This window comes from Plantactinospora sp. KLBMP9567, assembly GCF_033446045.1.
Classification (GTDB): domain Bacteria; phylum Actinomycetota; class Actinomycetes; order Mycobacteriales; family Micromonosporaceae; genus Plantactinospora.
This window is the reverse complement of record NZ_JAWQRR010000008.1, coordinates 1-18,166: the sequence shown is the minus strand read 5'-3', so window position 1 is coordinate 18,166 and position 18,166 is coordinate 1. Positions and strand designations below refer to the sequence as shown.

Sequence of the window (18,166 nt, the reverse complement as noted above, 5' to 3'; positions counted from 1 at the left end):
TTATCGGGCCGCGAAGTGCCGGGCGGCCCGCAACGCGTCGACCGACGCGCTCACCGCCGTCTCCGCGTGGAAGTAGGGGTGGGTGCCGGGGCCGGCGCCGAGCCCGAGGTAGTCGGGCGCGGTGGCCGCGTAGCCCAGCGAGGCGAAGAGCACCACCGCCGCCCGGTCGCAGCACTCACTCACCGAGGGCGCGTCGAGCCGGTACGACTGCGTCCCGTGCAGCCACACGGCCAGCCGGAGCCGCCGGTCGTTGGTGCGGGGCAGCGCGGCCAGCGAACTGGCGGTGGTCGCCCGACCGCGCACGTCGACCGTGCGGTAGACGATCTGGTACGCGTCCACGCCGTGCCGCGCCTGTGGCACGTACACCCCGAGGGGTTCGAGGAACTCCTCGACCTGCTCCTGCTTCATGCTCAGGACCGGAGTGTCCGACACCGACACCACCGTGCCGCGCCACCCGGCGGAACCGGTCGACGCGGCGGTCGTGGTCGAGCCCGCGCTCGCGGTCGACACGGCGAGCACCGCCAGTGCGGTGAGCGCGGCGACGCCGCTCAGCTTGATGAGGCTTCTGTCCATGCCCATCAGCGTCGGCCCGACGGCGCCGTCAGACACGCCGGGCACCTGCCCGATCTCCGGTAGGGCTGAGCACAGATTCCATGGTCGGGCTAACCCGAGGAGGACCGGTCGCCGACGACGCGAGCTGGCCGGATACGGCCCTGGTTGGGGACGATCTGGTGACAGTTCCCTGGCGCGGAGGCGGTAGCGCTGGGTGCATAGACGAGGGACGCGACACTACCTCACACGGAGACTGTCGAGCTGGGTGCACAGACGGGGCAGCCGGAACAGTGGGGCTGAACCAGTGGGTGCACAAGCGGGGCAGCTCGACAGTCTGCTGGGCAGGTGGTGTCGGGTCAGGCGGTCGGTCGGCCGTCCTCCAGGTAACCGGTCCCGCCGTGCGAGAGTGCATGCCGTGCGGCCCGCACCCGGCGGAGCGACTCGTCCGCCTCGACGCAGCCGCCCGGAATCTCCCAGTGCTCCTTGTAGGTCGGCTCGACCAGCAGCACCCGACCGGCCGGATCAGTGAAGAGCAGCCCGCGCCCATCCACCTCGCCGGGCGGCCCTCGTGATCAGGGAGCGTCCGGCCGGTCATGGCGAGCCGAACGCTACGGGATCACGGGTGACGCTCACGACGGCTCCCAGTAGACCTCCACACGATGGGCGTCTGGGTCTAGGCATTTGAACGCGGTGTACTCCGGGTCGTCGTACCGCTCGATAACCTCGACGGCGTCGGCCTCCAGGCGGCGCAGCAGCGTACGGACGTCGTCTGGTTGGGCCAGCCGAAAGCCGAAGTGCAGGAACGCCGGCAGCGCGTCGACGGCCTCGACGGCGTGCAGGGCGAGGTCGAAGCCGTCAGCGTCGCGGACGATCACCGTGCCGTCCGAATACCGCCGTGCCGTAGCCGGGTCGAAGCCGAAATAGGCGTGGTAGAAGCGCACGCTGCGCTGCGGGTCGCGTACCGGCAGGCCCAGGTGGTTCATTCGCATCGCCGCGGATCCTCACAGGGTCGAGCGGGGTCAGCGGGTAGCGACGCCCCGGAGGAACGTTCGCCAGGCCGAAGACCCGAAGGTCAGCACCGGCCCCTGCCGATCCTTACTGTCCCGCACCCCGACAACACCAGGCGCCAGGTCACCCGCGACCTCGACACAGTCACCACCGTTGGAGTTCGAACGCGATGACTTCCGCCATTCGGCATTGCCAGCGGCCATATCCGTTCACCAGCTTCGAGATCACATCGTGGGTGAGGTTCCGGGGAAGTGCCACCGAGCGTACCGCTCTGCCCGACATACAGCCCGGCGGCGAGCGGCACGACGTGCAACGAGACACGGGGACGCGCACCCAGGCTGAGCAGCTGTCGAAGTTGCTCCTGCATGATGGTCGGGTCACCGCGCAGGAGCGCCGCTTCGTCGATCACGAATGTCGTCAACGGCGGACGTGGGCCATTCAGGATGGCGGCCTGGCGCTCGAACCTGACGGTCAACAACTCCTCCGCCTTATCCGTATCGAGTAGGCCGGCCGCCAGCACCGCCCGGGCGTATGCCTCGGTCTGAAGCAGCCCCGGAATGTAGAGCGGTTCATACTTCCGCAACGCCAGCGCCTCGCGCTCGTAGTCATCGAACGGTCGGAACCAGTCCGGGGCGTAGCCCTTGCGGGCGTCGGCCGCCAGTCCCACGACAAGGTTGCCCGTGCCGAAGAGTTCGTCCAGTCGTTGTGCGGTGTCCGGCTTGGGGATGCGGCGATCGGTCTCGAAGGCGGCGATCAACGATCCGGAGACCTTGATCGCACTGGCTGAACGAACGGACCAGCCCGACGACAGGCCGGCGCACGGCACGCCGGAATGAATCCCGAAACGTCGACAGAAACGGTGGAGGGTGGGAGCCGTCTCCCACCCTCCACCGATACCTCTGTCGGCTAGCCGACGACGGAACGCAGCGGGATGCCCGCCGCGCGGATCTCGCGTACCAACTCACGCAGGAACGGGTGCTCGTCCGACGACAGACCCTCCGGGTTCGGGATGGTCAGGTACGCCGTCCCGTTCGCCGTACCGACCTGCGCGTCCCCGGTGTGCCGGGCGACGATCGCCCGGGCCCGGTCCAGGTCGCTGGCGGCGACCCGGATGGAGATCGGCCGCCACTCGCCGCCCAGGTTCTCCGCTGCCGGCGCCGCCGCTGCGGCGGCCCGGGCCGGCGGTACGGCCGGAGCCTTCGCCCGGGCACCCGGCGACGCCGCAACCGCCGGAGCCGACGACGGCGCCAGCAGCGCGTTGGCGACCAGGTGCAGCCCGCTCTCGTTGTACGCCCGGAACAGCGGGTTGAAAGCGAACAGCACCGCCCGGCCGGCCCCGGTCGGCTCGTCGACCAGCGCGACCGTGCCCTTCAGCGCGTCCGCGTGCTCGGTGAAGCCGTTGAGCCAGAACCGCCCGTCGGTCGGGTACGTCAACACGTTCTTACCCGTGGTGCTGGGCGACAGGATCGAGTCGTTGTTGTTGAACTCGAAGTCCTCGGCCGGCCGGCCCAGCCCGACCGGGCTGCTCCGGTCCACGTCGACCCGCAGGTGCGAACCGATCACCGTGTAACCGGTCGGCTTCGACAGCTCGACGGTCGAGGTGAGCCCGGCGGAGCGGGCCATCCGGGTGCCCTGGTTGCGCAGCCCGAGGTAGGTGCCACCGGCCGCCACCCAGGCCCGCAGGTTGGCCTGGCCGGCGGCGGTGAGTCCACCGGTCGGGTTGCTGCCGTCCGGCACCAGCAGGGCGGTCCGGCCGGTGAAGGCGGCGGTGTTGTCGTTGATGTCCGCCGTGCTGACCGGGGTGAGGTCGAGTCCCCACTGGTCGCCGAGCACGTACCGGGCCTCGCCGTGCGACCCGGCGGTGGTGGAGATGCCGGTGCCGGCGAACAGCCCGACGTCGGGCAGGGCCAGCCTGGTGCCGGCCGGACCGCTCCGGCGGGCGGTCAGGGTCACCCCGAGGGAGCGGGCGAGCTGGTCGCGCCCGCCGGTCAGGCTGGCCGCCGGCAGCGTCACGACCCCGCTGCGCTGGTCGCGGCGCAGCTCGACGCCCGCGCCGAGCAGCTTGAAGGTCAGCTCGGCCGCCGCCGCCGAGTCCAGCGGGTACGCGTACGAGCCGTGCCTCGGCGCGCCCGCCTCCCGCCCGCCGTCGATGCCCCGGACCCGTTCCACCCTCGGCGAGAGCTTGTCACCGGTGTAGACCGTCTGCACACCCATCAGCAGCGGGTTGCTCCAGGACGAGACGTCGTAGAAGTACGGGAACGGAACGTACGGGTCCTCGCCCAGGATCGCCTGGATCCAGTGCTTCTGCGGCTGCTCCATCGGGATCCAGTACGCGCCCTCCGGCACGGTGTGGTTCCGGGCCGACCGGCCGCCGAAGATCCTGGCGTTCGGCACCTTCACCGACTTCGTCAGCCGGTACACCTCGACGTCCATCCGGCGCAGCCGCTCGACGAGTTGCCGTACGTCGCCGAGCTGCCGGTCCGGCAGCAGGAAGTACGACCGGATCGTCACGTCCGGCACCGGGAACTGGACCTCGTTGGTCGGCTGCACGACCTCGTTGGGCTGGAGCTTGCCGGCCCGCCCCTCGGCCAGGGCATCCTTCCAGATCCGGAAGTAGTCCGACAGGATCTCGCGCCGGTTCGCCGAGGCCCAGCCGACGGTCGCCCACTGGGTGTTGAACTGCTGCTGCACCCGGTCCTGTACCGCCGACTCGCGGCCCTTCTCGTACGTCATCCCGGCGGCGCCGAAGCCGGTGGCCGGCACCGTGTCGCCGTACCCCATGAAGAACATGTCGTAGGTGTCGTAGTTGAAGTAGCACTCGCTGGTGATCGTGTCGGTGCAGGCGCCGTTGTAGCCGAAGGCGGCGGAGTTGGCCGCGCCGATCCGGTTGATCCAGTCGACCGCCTCGTCGGAGATCTCGTGGTGGATCGGGTCCGCGTTCGGCGGGAAGAAGTACCCTTCGCCGCCCATCTCGTGCGCGTCGACGAAGACCTGCGGCGGATAGCGGCGCAGCATCTCCAGCTTGGCGTCGGTCTCCGGCTGGGTACGCGAGAACCAGTCCCGGTTCAGGTCGAAGCCGTACTCGTTCTGCCGGCGGCCGGCGTCCCGGCCGTCCGGGTTCTGCGTCGGCACGATGACCGTGACGAGGTTGTCGTTGCGCTCGCGTACCTCGCAGGAGAGCCCGGCGGCCAGCTCGTAGAGGGTCTTCAGCGCGGCGTCGCCGCCGGAGAACTCGCCGCCGTGCACGTTGCCGGTCACCCAGACGATCGCCGGGCCCTTCGCGGCGATCTCCGCCGCCTTCCGGTCCGACAGCCTGCGCGGGTCACGCAGGTCGCGGATGTCCTCGGCGATCCGCTCCAGCTCGCCGCGGCGCAGGTGGTCGGGGTCGGAGACGATCGCGTACGGCATCGACTGGCCGAGCACGCTGTTGCCCAGGTTGCCGGTGACCACCCGGTCCGAGGCGGCGTCGACGGCACCGAGGTACGAGCGGATCTCGTCGTCGGTGACCACCCGTTGCTGGCCGAGGCCGAGCGGGAAGCCGAGGTGCTGCTCCGGGTTCGGCACCCCGGTCAGCCGGGCGGACGGGTCCTGGCTGCACCCCGCCGAGGTCGGCGGCTTGCCGGGGTGGGCGCCGGCCGGGGTGCCGGGCAGCAGCGGCAGTGGGGCGAGCAGCAGGGCGACCGCGGCCCCGCCGAGTCGCCGGGACATCGATCTGGGAGGCTTCGGAGAGGTCGTCGGGGGGAACTTCGAAACCGTCATCTGACGTTCAGATTCCCTTCTCGGGGATGGGGGTGAGGTATCGGGAGATCGCCTTGAAGGTGGCTCGGAGCCTATGAGCAGCCATTTCCGACGGTCAAGATCTTCTAGGTACGGCGTTCGCCCACCGGCTACGAAACACGCCTACCAGCAAAAATCAGGGGAATAGGCCCGAGAAGGGGCGGCCCGGACGACCGGGGGGGCGGTACACCGGACCGGCAGGCACGCTGTGAAGATGCCGACCGAAGGTGCACCGGGAAGCGCGGTCCGCGTAGGCTCAGCGCTTGTCGTCCCGGCGCGGATGGCCGACTCGCCGGCCGCGCACCATCGACATCAGGTGAACAAGGCCCACAATGTCCGACATCGGTGCTCTCCTTCGGCGCCGACCTCCCACCGCGACGCAATGAAGCGCCGCCACTGCGAGCGGAGAACACAGGCGTGACGATCCCGTACCCGAGCACTCAGCCCATGCCGACGATCCCGGCGGTGACCCCGCCGTCCGGCGCCGCCCGCCCGCGTCTGACCTTCCTCGGCACCGGCTACCTGGGCGCGACGTACGCCATCTGCTTCGCCGAACTCGGCTACGAGGTGATCGGCTTCGACGTCGACGCCGAGAAGATCGCCAAGCTGGCCGGCGGCGACGTGCCGTTCCACGAGCCCGGCCTGGACGAGTTGCTCAAGCGCAACCTGGCGGCCGGCCGGCTCCGGTTCTCGACCGACATCGCCGAGACCGCCGTCTTCGGCGACGTGCACTTCATCTGCGTCGGCACCCCGCAGCGGGCCGACGGCATGGGCGCCGACCTGTCGTACGTCGAGGCCGCCGTCACCGGGCTCTCCCAGCACCTGACCCGCAAGGCCCTGATCGTCGGCAAGTCCACCGTCCCGGTCGGCACCGCCGAGTGGATCGAGCAGCTCGTCGGCAAGCACGCCGAGACCGACCTCGGGGTCGAGGTCGCCTGGAGCCCCGAGTTCCTCCAGGAGGGCTTCGCCGTCGAGGACGTGCTCCGGCCCAACCGGATCGTGGTCGGCGTCAAGAGCGAGTGGGCCAACGGCATGCTCTACTCCGCGCACAAGGGCGTCTTCGACCTGGCCGCCACCGAGGACCGGGAGGTTCCGCTGGTGGTGACCGATTTCGCCACCGCCGAACTGGTCAAGGTGGCCGCTAACGCCTTCCTGGCCACCAAGATCTCGTTCATCAACGCGATGGCCGAGGTCTGCGAGGTGGCCGGCGGCGACGTCACCCAGCTCGCCCGGGCGATCGGCTACGACCCCCGGATCGGCAACCGCTTCCTCCAGGCCGGCGTCGGCTTCGGCGGCGGCTGCCTACCCAAGGACATCCGGGCGTTCCAGGCCCGGGCCCAGGAACTGGGTGCCGGCGAGGCCTTGCGCTTCCTGCACGAGGTCGACCTGATCAACCTGCGCCGCCGCAGCCGGGTGCTCCAGCTCGCCGCCGAACTGCTCGGCCGCCGGTACGGGCCGGCCGGGCCCGACCTCTCCGGCACCCGGATCGCGGTGCTCGGCGCCACCTTCAAGCCGAACTCCGACGACGTCCGGGACGCCCCGTCGCTGGCGGTCGCCGCCGCGCTCGCCAAGGCCGGCGCCGACGTGCACGTCTACGACCCGCAGGGGATGGAGAACGCCCGCCGGGAGCGGCCCGAGCTGACGTACGAGCCCAGCATGAACGACGCCGTACGCGGGGCCGACCTGGTTTGCGTACTCACCGAGTGGGCCGACTTCCGCAACGCCGACCCGGTGGCGCTGGGCGAACTCGCCGCCGGACGGCGGGTCGTGGACGGTCGTAACTGCCTCGACTCCGGACTGTGGACCCAGGCCGGCTGGGATTACCGGGGCATGGGCCGGCCGTAGCGCCGCAATCGCCGCCGCACCGGCACCGGCACCAGCCGTCGCGAGGCGGGCGTCCGCTGCTCGATAGCGGACCGGCCGGACGGCGACAATCGTGAATTCGACGCCGACTTGCCGGCCGTGGACCCGTCGAGGTCCACGGCCGGCCTTTTAGGATCTCCTCAGCCGGGTTTCGCACGCGATCGGGGACTGTTCAGGGTCGCCCGGCATGGGCATGCTTCGGTGGGAAGCCCGTGATGCGGCGTCAGCGCCGGCTGGAGGGGGTGCCGTGAGTACGACGTACCAGTGCTCCTCGTGCGGCCGGGAGATCGAGCCCGCACCGCACTGCCCGCACTGCGGGACCGAGCAACTCCAGTGGGCCGACGACGTCGCTCGGATCGAGCGTTCGATCGCCGAGATGAAGATCCGCGAGGCGGCGCTCGCCAAGGAGCAGAAGACGATCGCCTCGCAGATGCAGGCGGCGCTCTTCCAGCGGGACATCCTGTCGCACGCGGCGGACCAGCGCCGCAAGCAGAGCACCAAGCCGCGCCGGGTGATCCGGCGCAGGGCCAACCGGCGCCCACCGACCGCCGCGCCCGGCACGTCCCCCGGCGGGCCACCGCCCCGGGTACCCCGGCAGCCGCGAGGTGGCGGCTCCGACCGGATGACACCCCCCTCACCACCGCCGCCCCCACCGCCACCACCCGGCGCCGAACCGGCCTGGGACGACGGGAAGGCCCGCCCGGAGGCCTCCACCCGAGAGGTGCAGAACATCCTGCTCGGGCTCGGGGCACTGCTGCTCGGCATCGCGGCGGTGGTCTTCGTCGCGGTCGCGCTCAGCTCGCTCGACGACTTCAGCCGGGTGGCCATCCTGGTGCTGGCCACCGCGCTCATGCTGGCCGTACCGCCCCGGGTGGCCCGGCGCGGGCTGATCGCCACCGCCGAGACCATCGCCGCGGTCGGGCTGCTGCTGGTGCCGCTGACCGGCTACTCGCTCTGGACCGTCGACCGGTTCGGCGACAGCGGCCTGCCCGGGTCGCTCTTCGCGGGGCTGACCTTTCTGGTCACCGCCGCCGTGGCGGCCGGCTACGCCGGGGCGACCGGGCTGAACGCCCCCCGCTACGCCGCCGTACTCGCGGTGCAGCCGATCCTGCCGCTGCTCGCGTACGCCTGGGTCACCGGGCCGGGCGGCTGGGCCCTGGTGCTGGTGGTGGTGTCGCTCGGCAACCTCTATCTCGGCCGGCTCTTCGGCGACGACGGGCGGCTGACCGGCTGGCCGGCCCGGTTCCGGTCCGGGCCCGAGGTGCCGGTCGACGTTCCGCCCGCTCCACCGAGGAGCCGCCCCGACGACCGGCCGGCAAGGGTGGACGACGACCCGACCGCCCCCGACCGCGACGCCTTCGACGGGACCGGCCCGGAGCGGCCGGAGACCTTCCCCGAGGAGGCGGACGCGGTCGTCCAGGCCGACCCGGCCCAGGGCGGGTCGGCGAAGCGGGTCCGTACCCCCGGCGTCCGGCGAACGGCCAGTACTCCCTGGGTGCGGGAGCTGGCCTGGACGCTGCACGGCGTGGCCTTCGCCGTCGCCGTGGTCTGCGCGGTCCTCTCGCTGGTGAACGCCGACACCGTACCCGGTGCGACCCGGGCCGGCCTGGTGCTGCTGCTCGCCGCCGGGGTCGGCATGGTCGGCGCGCTGGCGTTGCGCCGGCCACCCCTGCCGGACATCGCCGCCGGGATCCTGACCCTGGCCGTGATCGGTGCCGCCGGCCGGGTCGCCGCGGTTGCCCTGCCGGGGCGGGCACTGGTGGTGATCGCCGCGGTGATCGCGCTGACCGGGCTCGGCGTACGCGCGGTGCCCGAAGCGGCCCGGCGCGGGCCGCAACTGGCGTCCGCCGCCGCCCTGATCGTGATCGGCGTCGTGGTGGCCGGCGGCGCGCTGCGGGCCGCCCTGGCCCCGATCCGGGCCGCCCTGCCGGTCTGGGAGGCCGACCTCGCCGAATACCCCGGCAAGCTCGCCGCCGGGGTCGGCGACACCTCCTGGCAGCTCGCCACCACCGCGCTGCTGCTCACCATCGCCGCCGTACTCTCCTCGCCGCCCGAGGTACGCCGCGAGTTCGCCGTGGTCGGCGCGGCGCTGACCGCACTGGCCATGCCCGCCTCGTTCGGGTTCGGCTGGGTCGCCGCCCCCTGGCCACCGGTGCTGGTCGCCGTCGGCATCGGACTCGTCGGGCTGACCGCCGAGACCCGGCGGACCGCCCTGACCCACGCCGTCGCCGCCGCCGTGGTGGGACTCGCCGGAGCGGCCGCCTCGGTGGCCCGGCCCGGCCTGACCGCCGCCGTCCTGTTCGCGCTCACCGTCGGCGGGGCGCTGGTCGCCCTCGCCCCGCTCACCCGTACGGCACCGCTGGGCCGGTGGTCCGGAATGCTCGGGGACTGGGCGGCCGGCGGGGCGGCGTTCGCCTTCCCCGGTGCGGTGGCGGCCTTCGTCGCCTCGGCGGTACCTGTCGACCCCACCCCGACCGCCCTGTCGGTACGGGAGGCCAGCCAACCCGTCCTCGCCGCCAGCTTCCTGGCCGTCTGCGCGGTCCTCTGCTACGCGGCGGTCACCCAGGTGGCCCAGCGGCAGATCAGCGGGCCGCTGGCCGTCGGCACCGGCCTCGGCGCGCTCGCCGTCACCGCGGCGGCCTTCGGCGCGCCCGGCGCCACCCTGCCGGACGCCCTGGTCGGCGGGCTGCTGCTGGTCAGCGCGATCCTGCTGGTGCTGGCGCCGTCGATCGACGCCGGCCGGCGGGCGGACCGGCTGCTCGACGGCTCGGATGTCGCCGCCGCGGCGGTCACCGCGGCGCTGGTGGGCACCCTCGCCCGGATCGCCGGGATCCTCGGGGACGGCGCCGAGCTGGCCGCGGCCGCCTTCCTCATCCTGGTGGTGGCCGCCGGGATCCGGGCCATGCCGGCCGACTGGCGGCGCGGGCCGATCCTCGGCATCGCCCTGACCGGCGGCCTCGTCGCGCTGCTGGCCGGCTGGACGGCGGTCAGCGGCGGGCTCCAGGTGCTGGCCACGCCCGGCCGGCTCTGGGCGGCCGACCTCGCGCAGTGGCACGTCAGCGAGGCCGGCACCGGCTGGCAGGCCCCGGTCGCCCTGCTCCTGCTGGCCGGGGCCGCCGCGATCGCCCTGCCCCGGCCGTGGGCGTACGACGTCGCCGCAGTCTGCGTCGGACTCGCCACCATCGGCACCCCGGCGGCGTTCGGGCTGCCCTGGTGGTCCCCGATCGTGGTCGGCGGGGCCGTCGCCACCGTCTACGGGGTGAGTTCCGTCGTCGCCGCCGATCCCCGGGCCGGGCTGGCCCGGGCCACCGTCGCCGGTGCCGTCGCCCTGCACGCGGTCGGGGCGAGCCTGGTCCGGCCGTGGACGACCGCCGCCGCGCTCGGCATCGTCGCGCTGATCGGCGCCGTCGTCGCCACCCTCGCCCGGGCCGTCGGCACCCTCTCCGGCCCGGCGGAGGAGGCCGATTCCTGGTCGATGCCGCCGCAGACCGCCCAGATCGGCGGGCTCGCCGCCGGTGGGGCGCTGTTCGCGCTCAGTGGCGCACTCGCCTCGTTCGCCGCCGCGCTGCACTCGCCTGCCGAGGTGGTGGTGCTGGCCACGCTCGCCGGGGCGAGCCTCGGCGTGGCGGTGGTCGGACTGGTCCGCCGCCAGGTCCCGCAGTACCTCCCGTACGCCACCATGGGCATCGTCGGCGGGGCGACCGCGACCTCGGTGGCGGCCCTCCTCACCGGCCTGCCCTGGGGCGTGTACGCCGCCGCGGCCGTACTGCTCGGGGTGCTCGCGGAGCTGATCCGTGCGGTCACCCCGGCTCCGACCCCGCTCCGGGAGCCGATCCGGCGCTGGTCGGTGATGCTCGGTGGGGCGCTCCGCCGGCTGCCCGAGCCGGCCCGGGGCGGTCGCTGGTCGGTCAGCCCCGCCGTCGGGGCGATGCTCGCGGCCGCCCTGCCGACCGCGCTGGCCGTGGCGGCGCTGGCTCCCGCCCTGGTGGTGGCGCTGGTCGAGCCGTACCAGACGCTCGCCCATATCTGGGACGGGCCACCGGCGGCGCTGACCGATCCGGAGCCCGAGGCCGTCGATCCCGGCAACGTGCTGGCGGCCCTGCTGCTGACCATCGCGGCCGGGCTCGCCGCCACCGGGTTCAGCGGCGGCCGGCCGGCCCGGGCGGTGCCGGTGGTGCTGCCCGGGGCCGCGATCACCCTGCTGATCACCCCGATCTCGCTCGGCCTGGGCTGGCCGAACAGCACCCTGGCCGCGCTCGCGGTCTTCACGATCGCCATGCTCGGACTGGCCCTGACCCCGCCGCCGCCGGACGCCGAGGTCGCCCGCTCGCTGCGACTGACCCGGATCCTCGTCTTCGGCATCGGGTTGGCCGCCGGCGGTGCCGGGCTGGCCGGGGCGCTGGCCACCCGGGAGCTGACCCTGTTCACCCTGGGCGCGGCGGTGGGAGTCGGCGCGGTCGCCGCGCTGGGCGGCCGGACCCAGAACGCCCGCATCCTCGGCTGGCTCTTCGCCTCGGTGATGGCCCAGACCTTCGTCTTCACCGGCGGGCTGGTGCTCGGGCTCGACCCGGCCTGGTCCGCGTTCGGGGTGCTGGCGGTGGGTGCGGTGCTGTTGCTGGTCGCGGCGATGTTGCCCCGGCTGCGCCGCCCGGAGTCGATGCGCGAGGCGACCACCGTGGAGTGGAGCGGGTACGCTGCGGCGCTCATCGCCGCCGCGCTCGCCTACGACTCGCCCCGGCACATCGCCGCACTGCTCGCCGCCTGGGGCGCCATACTCGGGATGGCCGCCGTACGGCCGTACCGCAGCACGGTGGAACGGCGCACGCTCTTCTGGTCGGCGGTCGGTTGCGAGGTCGTCGCCTGGTGGCTGCTGATGGCGCTCGCCGACGTCGCGCTGCCGGAGGCGTACACGCTGGCGTTCGCCGCCCTGGCCCTGCTGGTCGGCCTGCTGGAACTCCGGCACCGCACCGACCTGAGCAGTTGGGCGGCGTACGGGCCGGCGCTGGTGGCGGCATTCCTGCCAACCCTGGTGATCGTGCTGGCCGGCAACGACAGCGCGGTGCGGCAGGTGTTGCTGCTGCTCGGCGGGGTGGCCACGCTGATCTGGGGATCCAACCGGCGACAGCAGGCTCCGGTGATCATCGGAGCGATCGTCACCGCGCTGGCCGCGCTACGTGCCCTGTTCAGCTTCGGGCCGTGGCTGGTGCTGATCCCGGTCGGCCTGCTGCTGCTGGCGTTCGGGGCCAGCAACGAGAACCGGCGCCGCACCCAGGAGCGCTTCCGGGCGGTACGCACCATGCGCTGACCGCACCGTCGTCACCACGCCGCGAACCTGTCACGGCGGCGCGAGCCGCCGCGTCGCGCGAGCCGCCTCCACCGACCCGGCGGTAAGAGTGCCGCGCGCAGACTGTCGAGCTGGACGCGCAGACGGGGCAGACGCGGCGGACGGGAAGAAGCCACGCCCGGCGGTGTGAAACCCGTCCCCTCGGGCGGGCAGCCGAGGTCATGCTGCGCACGGCGCACAGGCCGACAGGTGCGGGAAGCCACGGCGGGCGGCACGAACACGCTCCGCCCGGACAAGGTAGCCGAGACCCTGAAGCAGGCGGGCGCACAAACGGGGCAGCTCGACAGCCTGCACGACAGATAGCCTCCAGCAACGGCCGAGTCGCGCCGACCAGCCCAGCAGCCCTCGCCAGCGGCGTGGGCTGCCTATGCGCCGAGGCTGGCCCGCAGCGTGGCTTCCTTCTGCGCGACCAGCACCTCCAGCTCGGCCTGGTACGCCACCATCCGGTCCCGGAGCGTCCCGTCCGAGGCGGCCAGGATGCGTACGGCCAGCAGGCCGGCGTTGCGGCCGTTGCCGATCGACACGGTCGCCACCGGGATGCCCGACGGCATCTGCACGATGGAGAGCAGCGAGTCCAGCCCGTCGAGGTGCTTGAGCGGCACCGGCACCCCGATCACCGGCAGCGGGGTGGCCGAGGCCACCATGCCGGGGAGCGCGGCGGCCCCGCCCGCACCCGCGATGATCACCCGGATGCCCCGGCCGGCGGCGGCCTGCGCATAGTCGATCATCTTGACCGGGGTACGGTGCGCCGACACCACCCCGACCTCGTAGCCGACGCCGAACTCGGCCAGCGCCTCGGCCGCCGCGCCCATCACGGGCCAGTCCGAGTCGCTACCCATGATCAGACCGACCGGCGGCGCCGACTCCGTCACGCCGACACCTCGCGGCACTCGCTCACTCGTGTCCCTCCCGTAGCCACCAGGCGGCCCGGGTGGCCCGGGCACGTACCTTCTCCAGATCGTCACCGAGCACCGTGACGTGCCCGATCTTGCGGCCGGGCCGGACCTGCTTGCCGTAGAGGTGCACCTTGGCGCCCGGGTCCTCGGCGAAGAGGTGGTGCAGCCGCTCGTCGATCGACATGCCGCCGTCCGGGCCGCCGAGCACGTTCGCCATCACCACCACCGGGGCAGTCAGCGCGGTGTCCCCCATCGGGTAGTCGAGCACCGCCCGCAGGTGCTGCTCGAACTGGGAGGTCCGGGAGCCCTCGATCGTCCAGTGCCCGGAGTTGTGCGGCCGCATCGCCAGCTCGTTGACGACCAGCGCCGGCTCGCCGTCCGGGCCGGTCACCTCGAAGAGCTCCACCGCCAGCAGGCCGACCACGCCGAGCGCGGTGGCCAGGTCGATCGCGAGCTGCTGGGCCCGCAGCGCCACCTCCTCCGGCAGCCGGGGCGCCGGCGCCAGCACCTCGACGCAGATGCCGTCCCGCTGCACGGTCTCCACCACCGGGTACGCCGCCACCTGGCCGAACGGCGAGCGGGCGACCTGCACCGCCAACTCCCGGCGCAGCGCGACCCGCTGCTCGGCGATCAGCTCGGTGCCGGCGGCCCGCAGCGTGCGGACCAGCTCGGTGGCTTCGGTCGGATCGGAGACGACCCAGACACCCCGGCCGTCGTAACCGCCCCGGGTCGCCTTGAGGATCACCGGCCAGCCCAGCTCGGCACCGAAATCGACCAGGTCACCCGGTTCGGCGACCGGCCGCCAGCGCGGCACCGGCGCCGTCAGCTCGGTCAGCCGCTCCCGCATGGCCCGCTTGTCCTGCGCGTACCGCAGCGCGTCGGCGGGCGGGTAGACGGCCACCCCGGCCTCGGCCAGCGCCCGGACATGCTCGTTCGGCACGTGCTCGTGGTCGAAGGTGACCACGTCGGCGCCGTCGGCGAACTCGCGCAGCGCGGCGAGGTCAGTGTGCTGGCCGTACCGGACGTCGGCGGCGACCAGTGCGGCCCCGTCCGAGGGATCGAGCGCGAGGACGCGGAGCGACTGGCCGAGGGCGATCGCGGCCTGGTGGGTCATCCGGGCCAGTTGGCCGCCACCCACCATGCCGACAACGGGCAGACCCGTGCGGGAATCCATAGCGGGCGCAAGCCTAACTCCCGGTCACCCCGAGCTGCGCCAGCAGGGCATCCGGGGTGGTCACCGGGCGGTCGCAGACGAAGCCCCGGCAGACGTAGACGGCCGGGGCACCGTCGATCATGGGCCGGTCGGCGAGCAGCGGTACGCCGGGCCGGTCCGGCTCGCCGGCCACCACCACCGCCCCGGGCGGGGCGTGCCGGTGCGCCAGCGCCAGCAGCGGGTCGCCGGCCGGCTCGGCGGTGACCACCGCGATCTCGTACGGGCCGGAGAGCAGCGCCTCGCCGACCGTGGCCGCGTACCCGGTGAACCGGGCATGCCGGGCGACGATCGGCGCCACGGTCTCCAGGGCCGCGACCGCCGCCTCGCGGTAGCGCACCTGGCCGCCGAGCGCCGAGTACGCCACCAGCGCCGCCGCCACCGCCGACAGCCCGGACGGGCTGGCGTTGTCGGTCGGGTCGGCCGGCCGGCTCACCAGCTCCTCGGCGTCGTCGGCGGTGTCGTAGAAGCCGCCCTGGCCGGTGCCGAACCGCTCCAGGGCGACGTCCAGCAGCAGCCCGGCCAGCTCCAGCCAGCGCCCGTCCCCGGTGAACTGGTGCACCGCGCAGAACGCCTCGGCGACGCAGCCGTAGTCCTCCAGCACCCCGGCCGGCTCGCCGACCCGGCCGTCCCGGGAGACCCGGCGCAGCCGCCCGTCGACGATGTGCCGCTCCGCCAGCACCTCGGCGATCCGCACCGCCGCGGCCCCGGCTACCGGGTCGGCGGTGAGGGTGGCGTACTCGACCAGGGCGGTGACGGCCAGGCCGTTCCAGGCAGCCACGACCTTGTCGTCCCGGGCCGGCTGGGGCCGGCGGTCGCGTACCGCCCGGAGTGCGGCCCGGACCCGCTGCCAGCGTTCCCGGATCTCCGGGTCGGCGTCGTCGATGTCCCGGGCCAGCCGGAGCACGGAGGTGTCGTGCTCAAAGGTTCCCGCCTCGGTGACCGCGAAGAGGTCGGCGGCCCACCGGCCGTCGTCTTCGCCGAGCGCCTCGACGAGCTGGGCCGGGGTCCAGGCGTAGGTGGCGCCCTCCACGCCCTCGGTGTCGGCGTCCAGGGCCGAGGCCAGGCCGCCGGCCGGGGTGTCCAGGTCGGCCAGCAGGAACGCGGTGGTCTCGGCGGCGATCCGGGCGGCGAGCGGGTCCCCGGTGAGCCGCCAGAGCTGGGTGTAGACCCGGAGCAGCAGCGCGTTGTCGTAGAGCATCTTCTCGAAGTGCGGCACCGTCCAGTGCCCGTCCACCGAATACCGGGCGAAGCCGCCGGCGAGCTGGTCGTAGATGCCGCCCCGGGCCATCGCCTCGCAGGTGTGCCGGACGATCTCCAGGTCGCGGGTCGCGCCGGTGCGCTGGTGGTGGCGGAGCAGGAAGAGCAGGTTCATCTGCGGCGGGAACTTGGGCGCACCGCCGAAGCCGCCGTTGGTCTCGTCGTACTCCCGGGCGAGCTGCTCGGCGGCGGCGTCCAGCGTCCCGGCGGTGAGCGGGGCGCGCGGCCCGCCCACGGCCTGGGCGCCGGCCAGCGCCTCGACCACGGCGGCGCCCTGGCGCAGCACCGCCTCGCGCTGCCCGGTCCAGGCCTCGGTCACCGACTGGAGCAGCCGGACGAAGTTGGCCTTCGGGAAGTAGGTGCCGCAGAAGAACGGAGTACCGTCCGGGGCGGCGAAGACGGTCATCGGCCAGCCGCCCTGCCCGGTCATCGCCTGGGTGGCGGTCATATAGACCGCGTCGACGTCCGGCCGCTCCTCCCGGTCCACCTTGATCGGAACGAAGTTCTCGTTCACCAGCTTGCCGACGGCCTGGTCGGAGAACGACTCGTGGGCCATCACGTGGCACCAGTGGCAGGCCGCGTAGCCGACCGAGATCAGCACCGGTACGTCCCGACGGCGCGCCTCGGCGAACGCCTCGGTCGTCCAGGGCCACCAGTCGACCGGATTGTCCTTGTGCTGGAGCAGGTACGGGCTGGTCGCGTCGGCCAGTCGATTCACCCGACGACCATAACCGCTGCGGCGGTACGGCGCTCGGTGGTCGGGCGGGTCTGCAGCCCCGCCCGCCGCGCCGACCGCTGCGCGTGGTCAGTCGGCCAGCCGACGCTCGGCGTAGACCTTCATCGCGTCGGCGATGAAGGCCGCCGTACCGGCGCCGTGCCGGTCGTAGTTCGCCGTGAACCGGGGATCCGCCACGTACATCTCGGCCAGTGCGAGGAAGTACTCCCGGTTCACCGGGTTACCGGTCTCGGACAGCCACTCGTGGTGCCGCCGGGTGATCGCCTGCGCCTCCTCGCCGTCCGCCGCCGCCCCGGCGTGGTACGCCCGGCCGAAGTCGGCGGCAATGTCGAGTTGCCGCTGCCCGAACGCCTTCTTCTCGTCCTCGCTCAGCGACCGCCACCACCGGTCCCCCCGCTGGTACGCCACCTTTCCCCAGCGCTGGGTGACCTCCTCCTCATACCGGGTGTGGTCGAAGCCGTCGAACACGTCCTCCGCCATCAGTTGTTCACCTCCCTCCACCTTGCGCAGGGTGGTCCGGACCGACTCGATCTGCCGGCCGATCCGGTCCCGCTCCTGTTCGAGGATCCGCAGGTGGGTACGGAGTGCGGCAGCACCGTCCCGCTGCCCGTCCAGCACCTCGGCGATGGCCGGCAGGCTCAGCCCCAACTCGCGGAGCAGCAGGATCCGCTGCAACCGGAGCAGGCACTCCTGGTCGTAGTAGCGGTAGCCGTTCCGGCCGATCCGGCTCGGTACCAGCAGTCCGATCTGCCCGTAGTGCCGCAGCGTCCGGCTGGTCGTACCGGCCGACCGGGCGATCTCCTGGATCGACCACTCCACCGTGCTCCCCACCCCTGTGGTTCCGTCGTACCTCACCAACGGTAGAAGTTGACGTAGCGGCAGAGTCAAGCCGCCGGAACGGTCGGCACGTGCACGGCCTCGCCGAGCCGGGACGATCTCGCCGAGCCGGGACGATCGGGAAGGAAGGAGCCGCGCCGGGACGATCGGGAAGGGAGGAGCCGCTAGGAGGCGCCGTCGGCGCGCAGCGGCAGGATCCGCGCGTGTGCGGAGTCGAGCAGCGACCGCAGTACCGCGACGATCTTGTCCGACGGCATCGGCCGGAAGAAGTGGTAGCCCTGGGCGGCCGTACAGCCCAGCTCGGCGAGCGCGGCCCGCTGGTCGGCGGTCTCCACCCCCTCGGCCACCACCCGCAACCCCAACTCGCGGCCGAGATCCACCGTGGTCCGTACGATCGCCGCCGCCTCCGGCGACTCGGCCATCTTCATCACGAAGGACCGGTCGACCTTCAGCTCGTCCACCGAGATCCGGGTCAGGAAGGTCAGCGAGGAGAACCCGGTGCCGAAGTCGTCGACGGCCAACTGCACGCCCATCGCGCGCAGCGCGGAGAGCACCTCGTCGATGACCTCCAGCTCGCTCATCACCACCGTCTCGGTGATCTCCAGCACCAGCCGGGGGGGCGGGCCCCGGGGGCGGGGCCCGCGCCCGGCCCCCCCCGGCCGCCGCCCCGGGGGGGGCCGGGC

Annotated in this window: 12 protein-coding genes and 1 pseudogene; 2 read left to right on the top strand and 11 right to left on the bottom strand. The window is 73.1% G+C overall.

Annotated elements, in window-relative coordinates:
* The 6 genes and pseudogenes from R6Y94_RS05670 to R6Y94_RS05645 form a co-directional block, all read right to left on the bottom strand.
* The gene (locus R6Y94_RS05670; protein WP_318394699.1) at nucleotides 1-609 is read right to left on the bottom strand and encodes a hypothetical protein; all 609 of its coding nucleotides are present in this window, start codon (nucleotides 607-609) and stop codon (nucleotides 1-3) included.
* A 299-nt stretch (nucleotides 610-908) separates the two neighbouring features.
* Entirely contained in the window at nucleotides 909-1,103 is a 195-nt protein-coding gene (locus R6Y94_RS45030; protein ID WP_412102692.1) for an NUDIX domain-containing protein, read from the bottom strand.
* Between the two features lie 78 nt (nucleotides 1,104-1,181).
* Nucleotides 1,182-1,541 (bottom strand): VOC family protein, encoded by a 360-nt coding sequence (locus tag R6Y94_RS05660; protein WP_318394698.1) that lies wholly within the window; start codon nucleotides 1,539-1,541, stop codon nucleotides 1,182-1,184.
* A gap of 30 nt (nucleotides 1,542-1,571) precedes the next feature.
* A complete protein-coding gene (locus R6Y94_RS05655; protein ID WP_318394697.1) occupies nucleotides 1,572-1,763 on the bottom strand; it encodes a DUF397 domain-containing protein in 192 nt (63 codons plus the stop codon).
* A gap of 71 nt (nucleotides 1,764-1,834) precedes the next feature.
* Nucleotides 1,835-2,227, bottom strand: a pseudogene (locus R6Y94_RS05650) (DUF5753 domain-containing protein); the annotation flags it as partial.
* A gap of 239 nt (nucleotides 2,228-2,466) precedes the next feature.
* On the bottom strand, nucleotides 2,467-5,268 hold the full coding sequence (locus R6Y94_RS05645; RefSeq protein WP_318394696.1) for a M14 family zinc carboxypeptidase: 2,802 nt from the start codon (nucleotides 5,266-5,268) through the stop codon (nucleotides 2,467-2,469).
* 486 nt (nucleotides 5,269-5,754) lie between these two features.
* Here R6Y94_RS05645 and R6Y94_RS05640 point away from each other — a divergent pair, with 486 nt between their 5' ends.
* Nucleotides 5,755-7,182: a UDP-glucose/GDP-mannose dehydrogenase family protein gene (locus R6Y94_RS05640; protein WP_318394695.1), complete on the top strand. Its 1,428-nt coding sequence runs from the start codon at nucleotides 5,755-5,757 to the stop codon at nucleotides 7,180-7,182.
* A gap of 265 nt (nucleotides 7,183-7,447) precedes the next feature.
* Nucleotides 7,448-12,505, top strand: coding sequence for a zinc ribbon domain-containing protein (locus R6Y94_RS05635; RefSeq protein ID WP_318394694.1), 5,058 nt, complete (start codon nucleotides 7,448-7,450; stop codon nucleotides 12,503-12,505).
* Between the two features lie 404 nt (nucleotides 12,506-12,909).
* On the opposite strand, the gene purE is transcribed toward R6Y94_RS05635, so the two are convergent.
* The 5 genes from purE to R6Y94_RS05610 all read right to left on the bottom strand — a co-directional run.
* Nucleotides 12,910-13,383, bottom strand: coding sequence for a 5-(carboxyamino)imidazole ribonucleotide mutase (purE, locus tag R6Y94_RS05630; protein ID WP_318394735.1), 474 nt, complete (start codon nucleotides 13,381-13,383; stop codon nucleotides 12,910-12,912).
* Nucleotides 13,384-13,438: 55 nt separating this feature from the next.
* Nucleotides 13,439-14,614, bottom strand: coding sequence for a 5-(carboxyamino)imidazole ribonucleotide synthase (locus R6Y94_RS05625; protein ID WP_318394693.1), 1,176 nt, complete (start codon nucleotides 14,612-14,614; stop codon nucleotides 13,439-13,441).
* A 13-nt stretch (nucleotides 14,615-14,627) separates the two neighbouring features.
* Nucleotides 14,628-16,628, bottom strand: a complete 2,001-nt coding sequence (locus R6Y94_RS05620; protein WP_318394692.1) for a thioredoxin domain-containing protein — start codon at nucleotides 16,626-16,628, stop codon at nucleotides 14,628-14,630.
* A gap of 87 nt (nucleotides 16,629-16,715) precedes the next feature.
* Nucleotides 16,716-17,477 (bottom strand): MerR family transcriptional regulator, encoded by a 762-nt coding sequence (locus R6Y94_RS05615; protein ID WP_318394691.1) that lies wholly within the window; start codon nucleotides 17,475-17,477, stop codon nucleotides 16,716-16,718.
* A gap of 170 nt (nucleotides 17,478-17,647) precedes the next feature.
* A partial coding sequence (locus tag R6Y94_RS05610; protein ID WP_318394690.1) for an EAL domain-containing protein occupies nucleotides 17,648-18,166 on the bottom strand: 519 nt, incomplete at its 5' end.

Excerpts from the sequence above, each read along its gene's own strand:
- R6Y94_RS05660 (WP_318394698.1), bottom strand. The coding sequence starts at position 1,541 with ATGCGAATGAACCACCTGGGCCTGCCGGTACGCGACCCGCAGCGCAGC.
- R6Y94_RS05655 (WP_318394697.1), bottom strand. The coding sequence starts at position 1,763 with ATGGCCGCTGGCAATGCCGAATGGCGGAAGTCATCGCGTTCGAACTCC.
- R6Y94_RS05645 (WP_318394696.1), bottom strand. The coding sequence starts at position 5,268 with ATGTCCCGGCGACTCGGCGGGGCCGCGGTCGCCCTGCTGCTCGCCCCA.
- purE (WP_318394735.1), bottom strand. The coding sequence starts at position 13,383 with ATGGGTAGCGACTCGGACTGGCCCGTGATGGGCGCGGCGGCCGAGGCG.
- R6Y94_RS05625 (WP_318394693.1), bottom strand. The coding sequence starts at position 14,614 with ATGGATTCCCGCACGGGTCTGCCCGTTGTCGGCATGGTGGGTGGCGGC.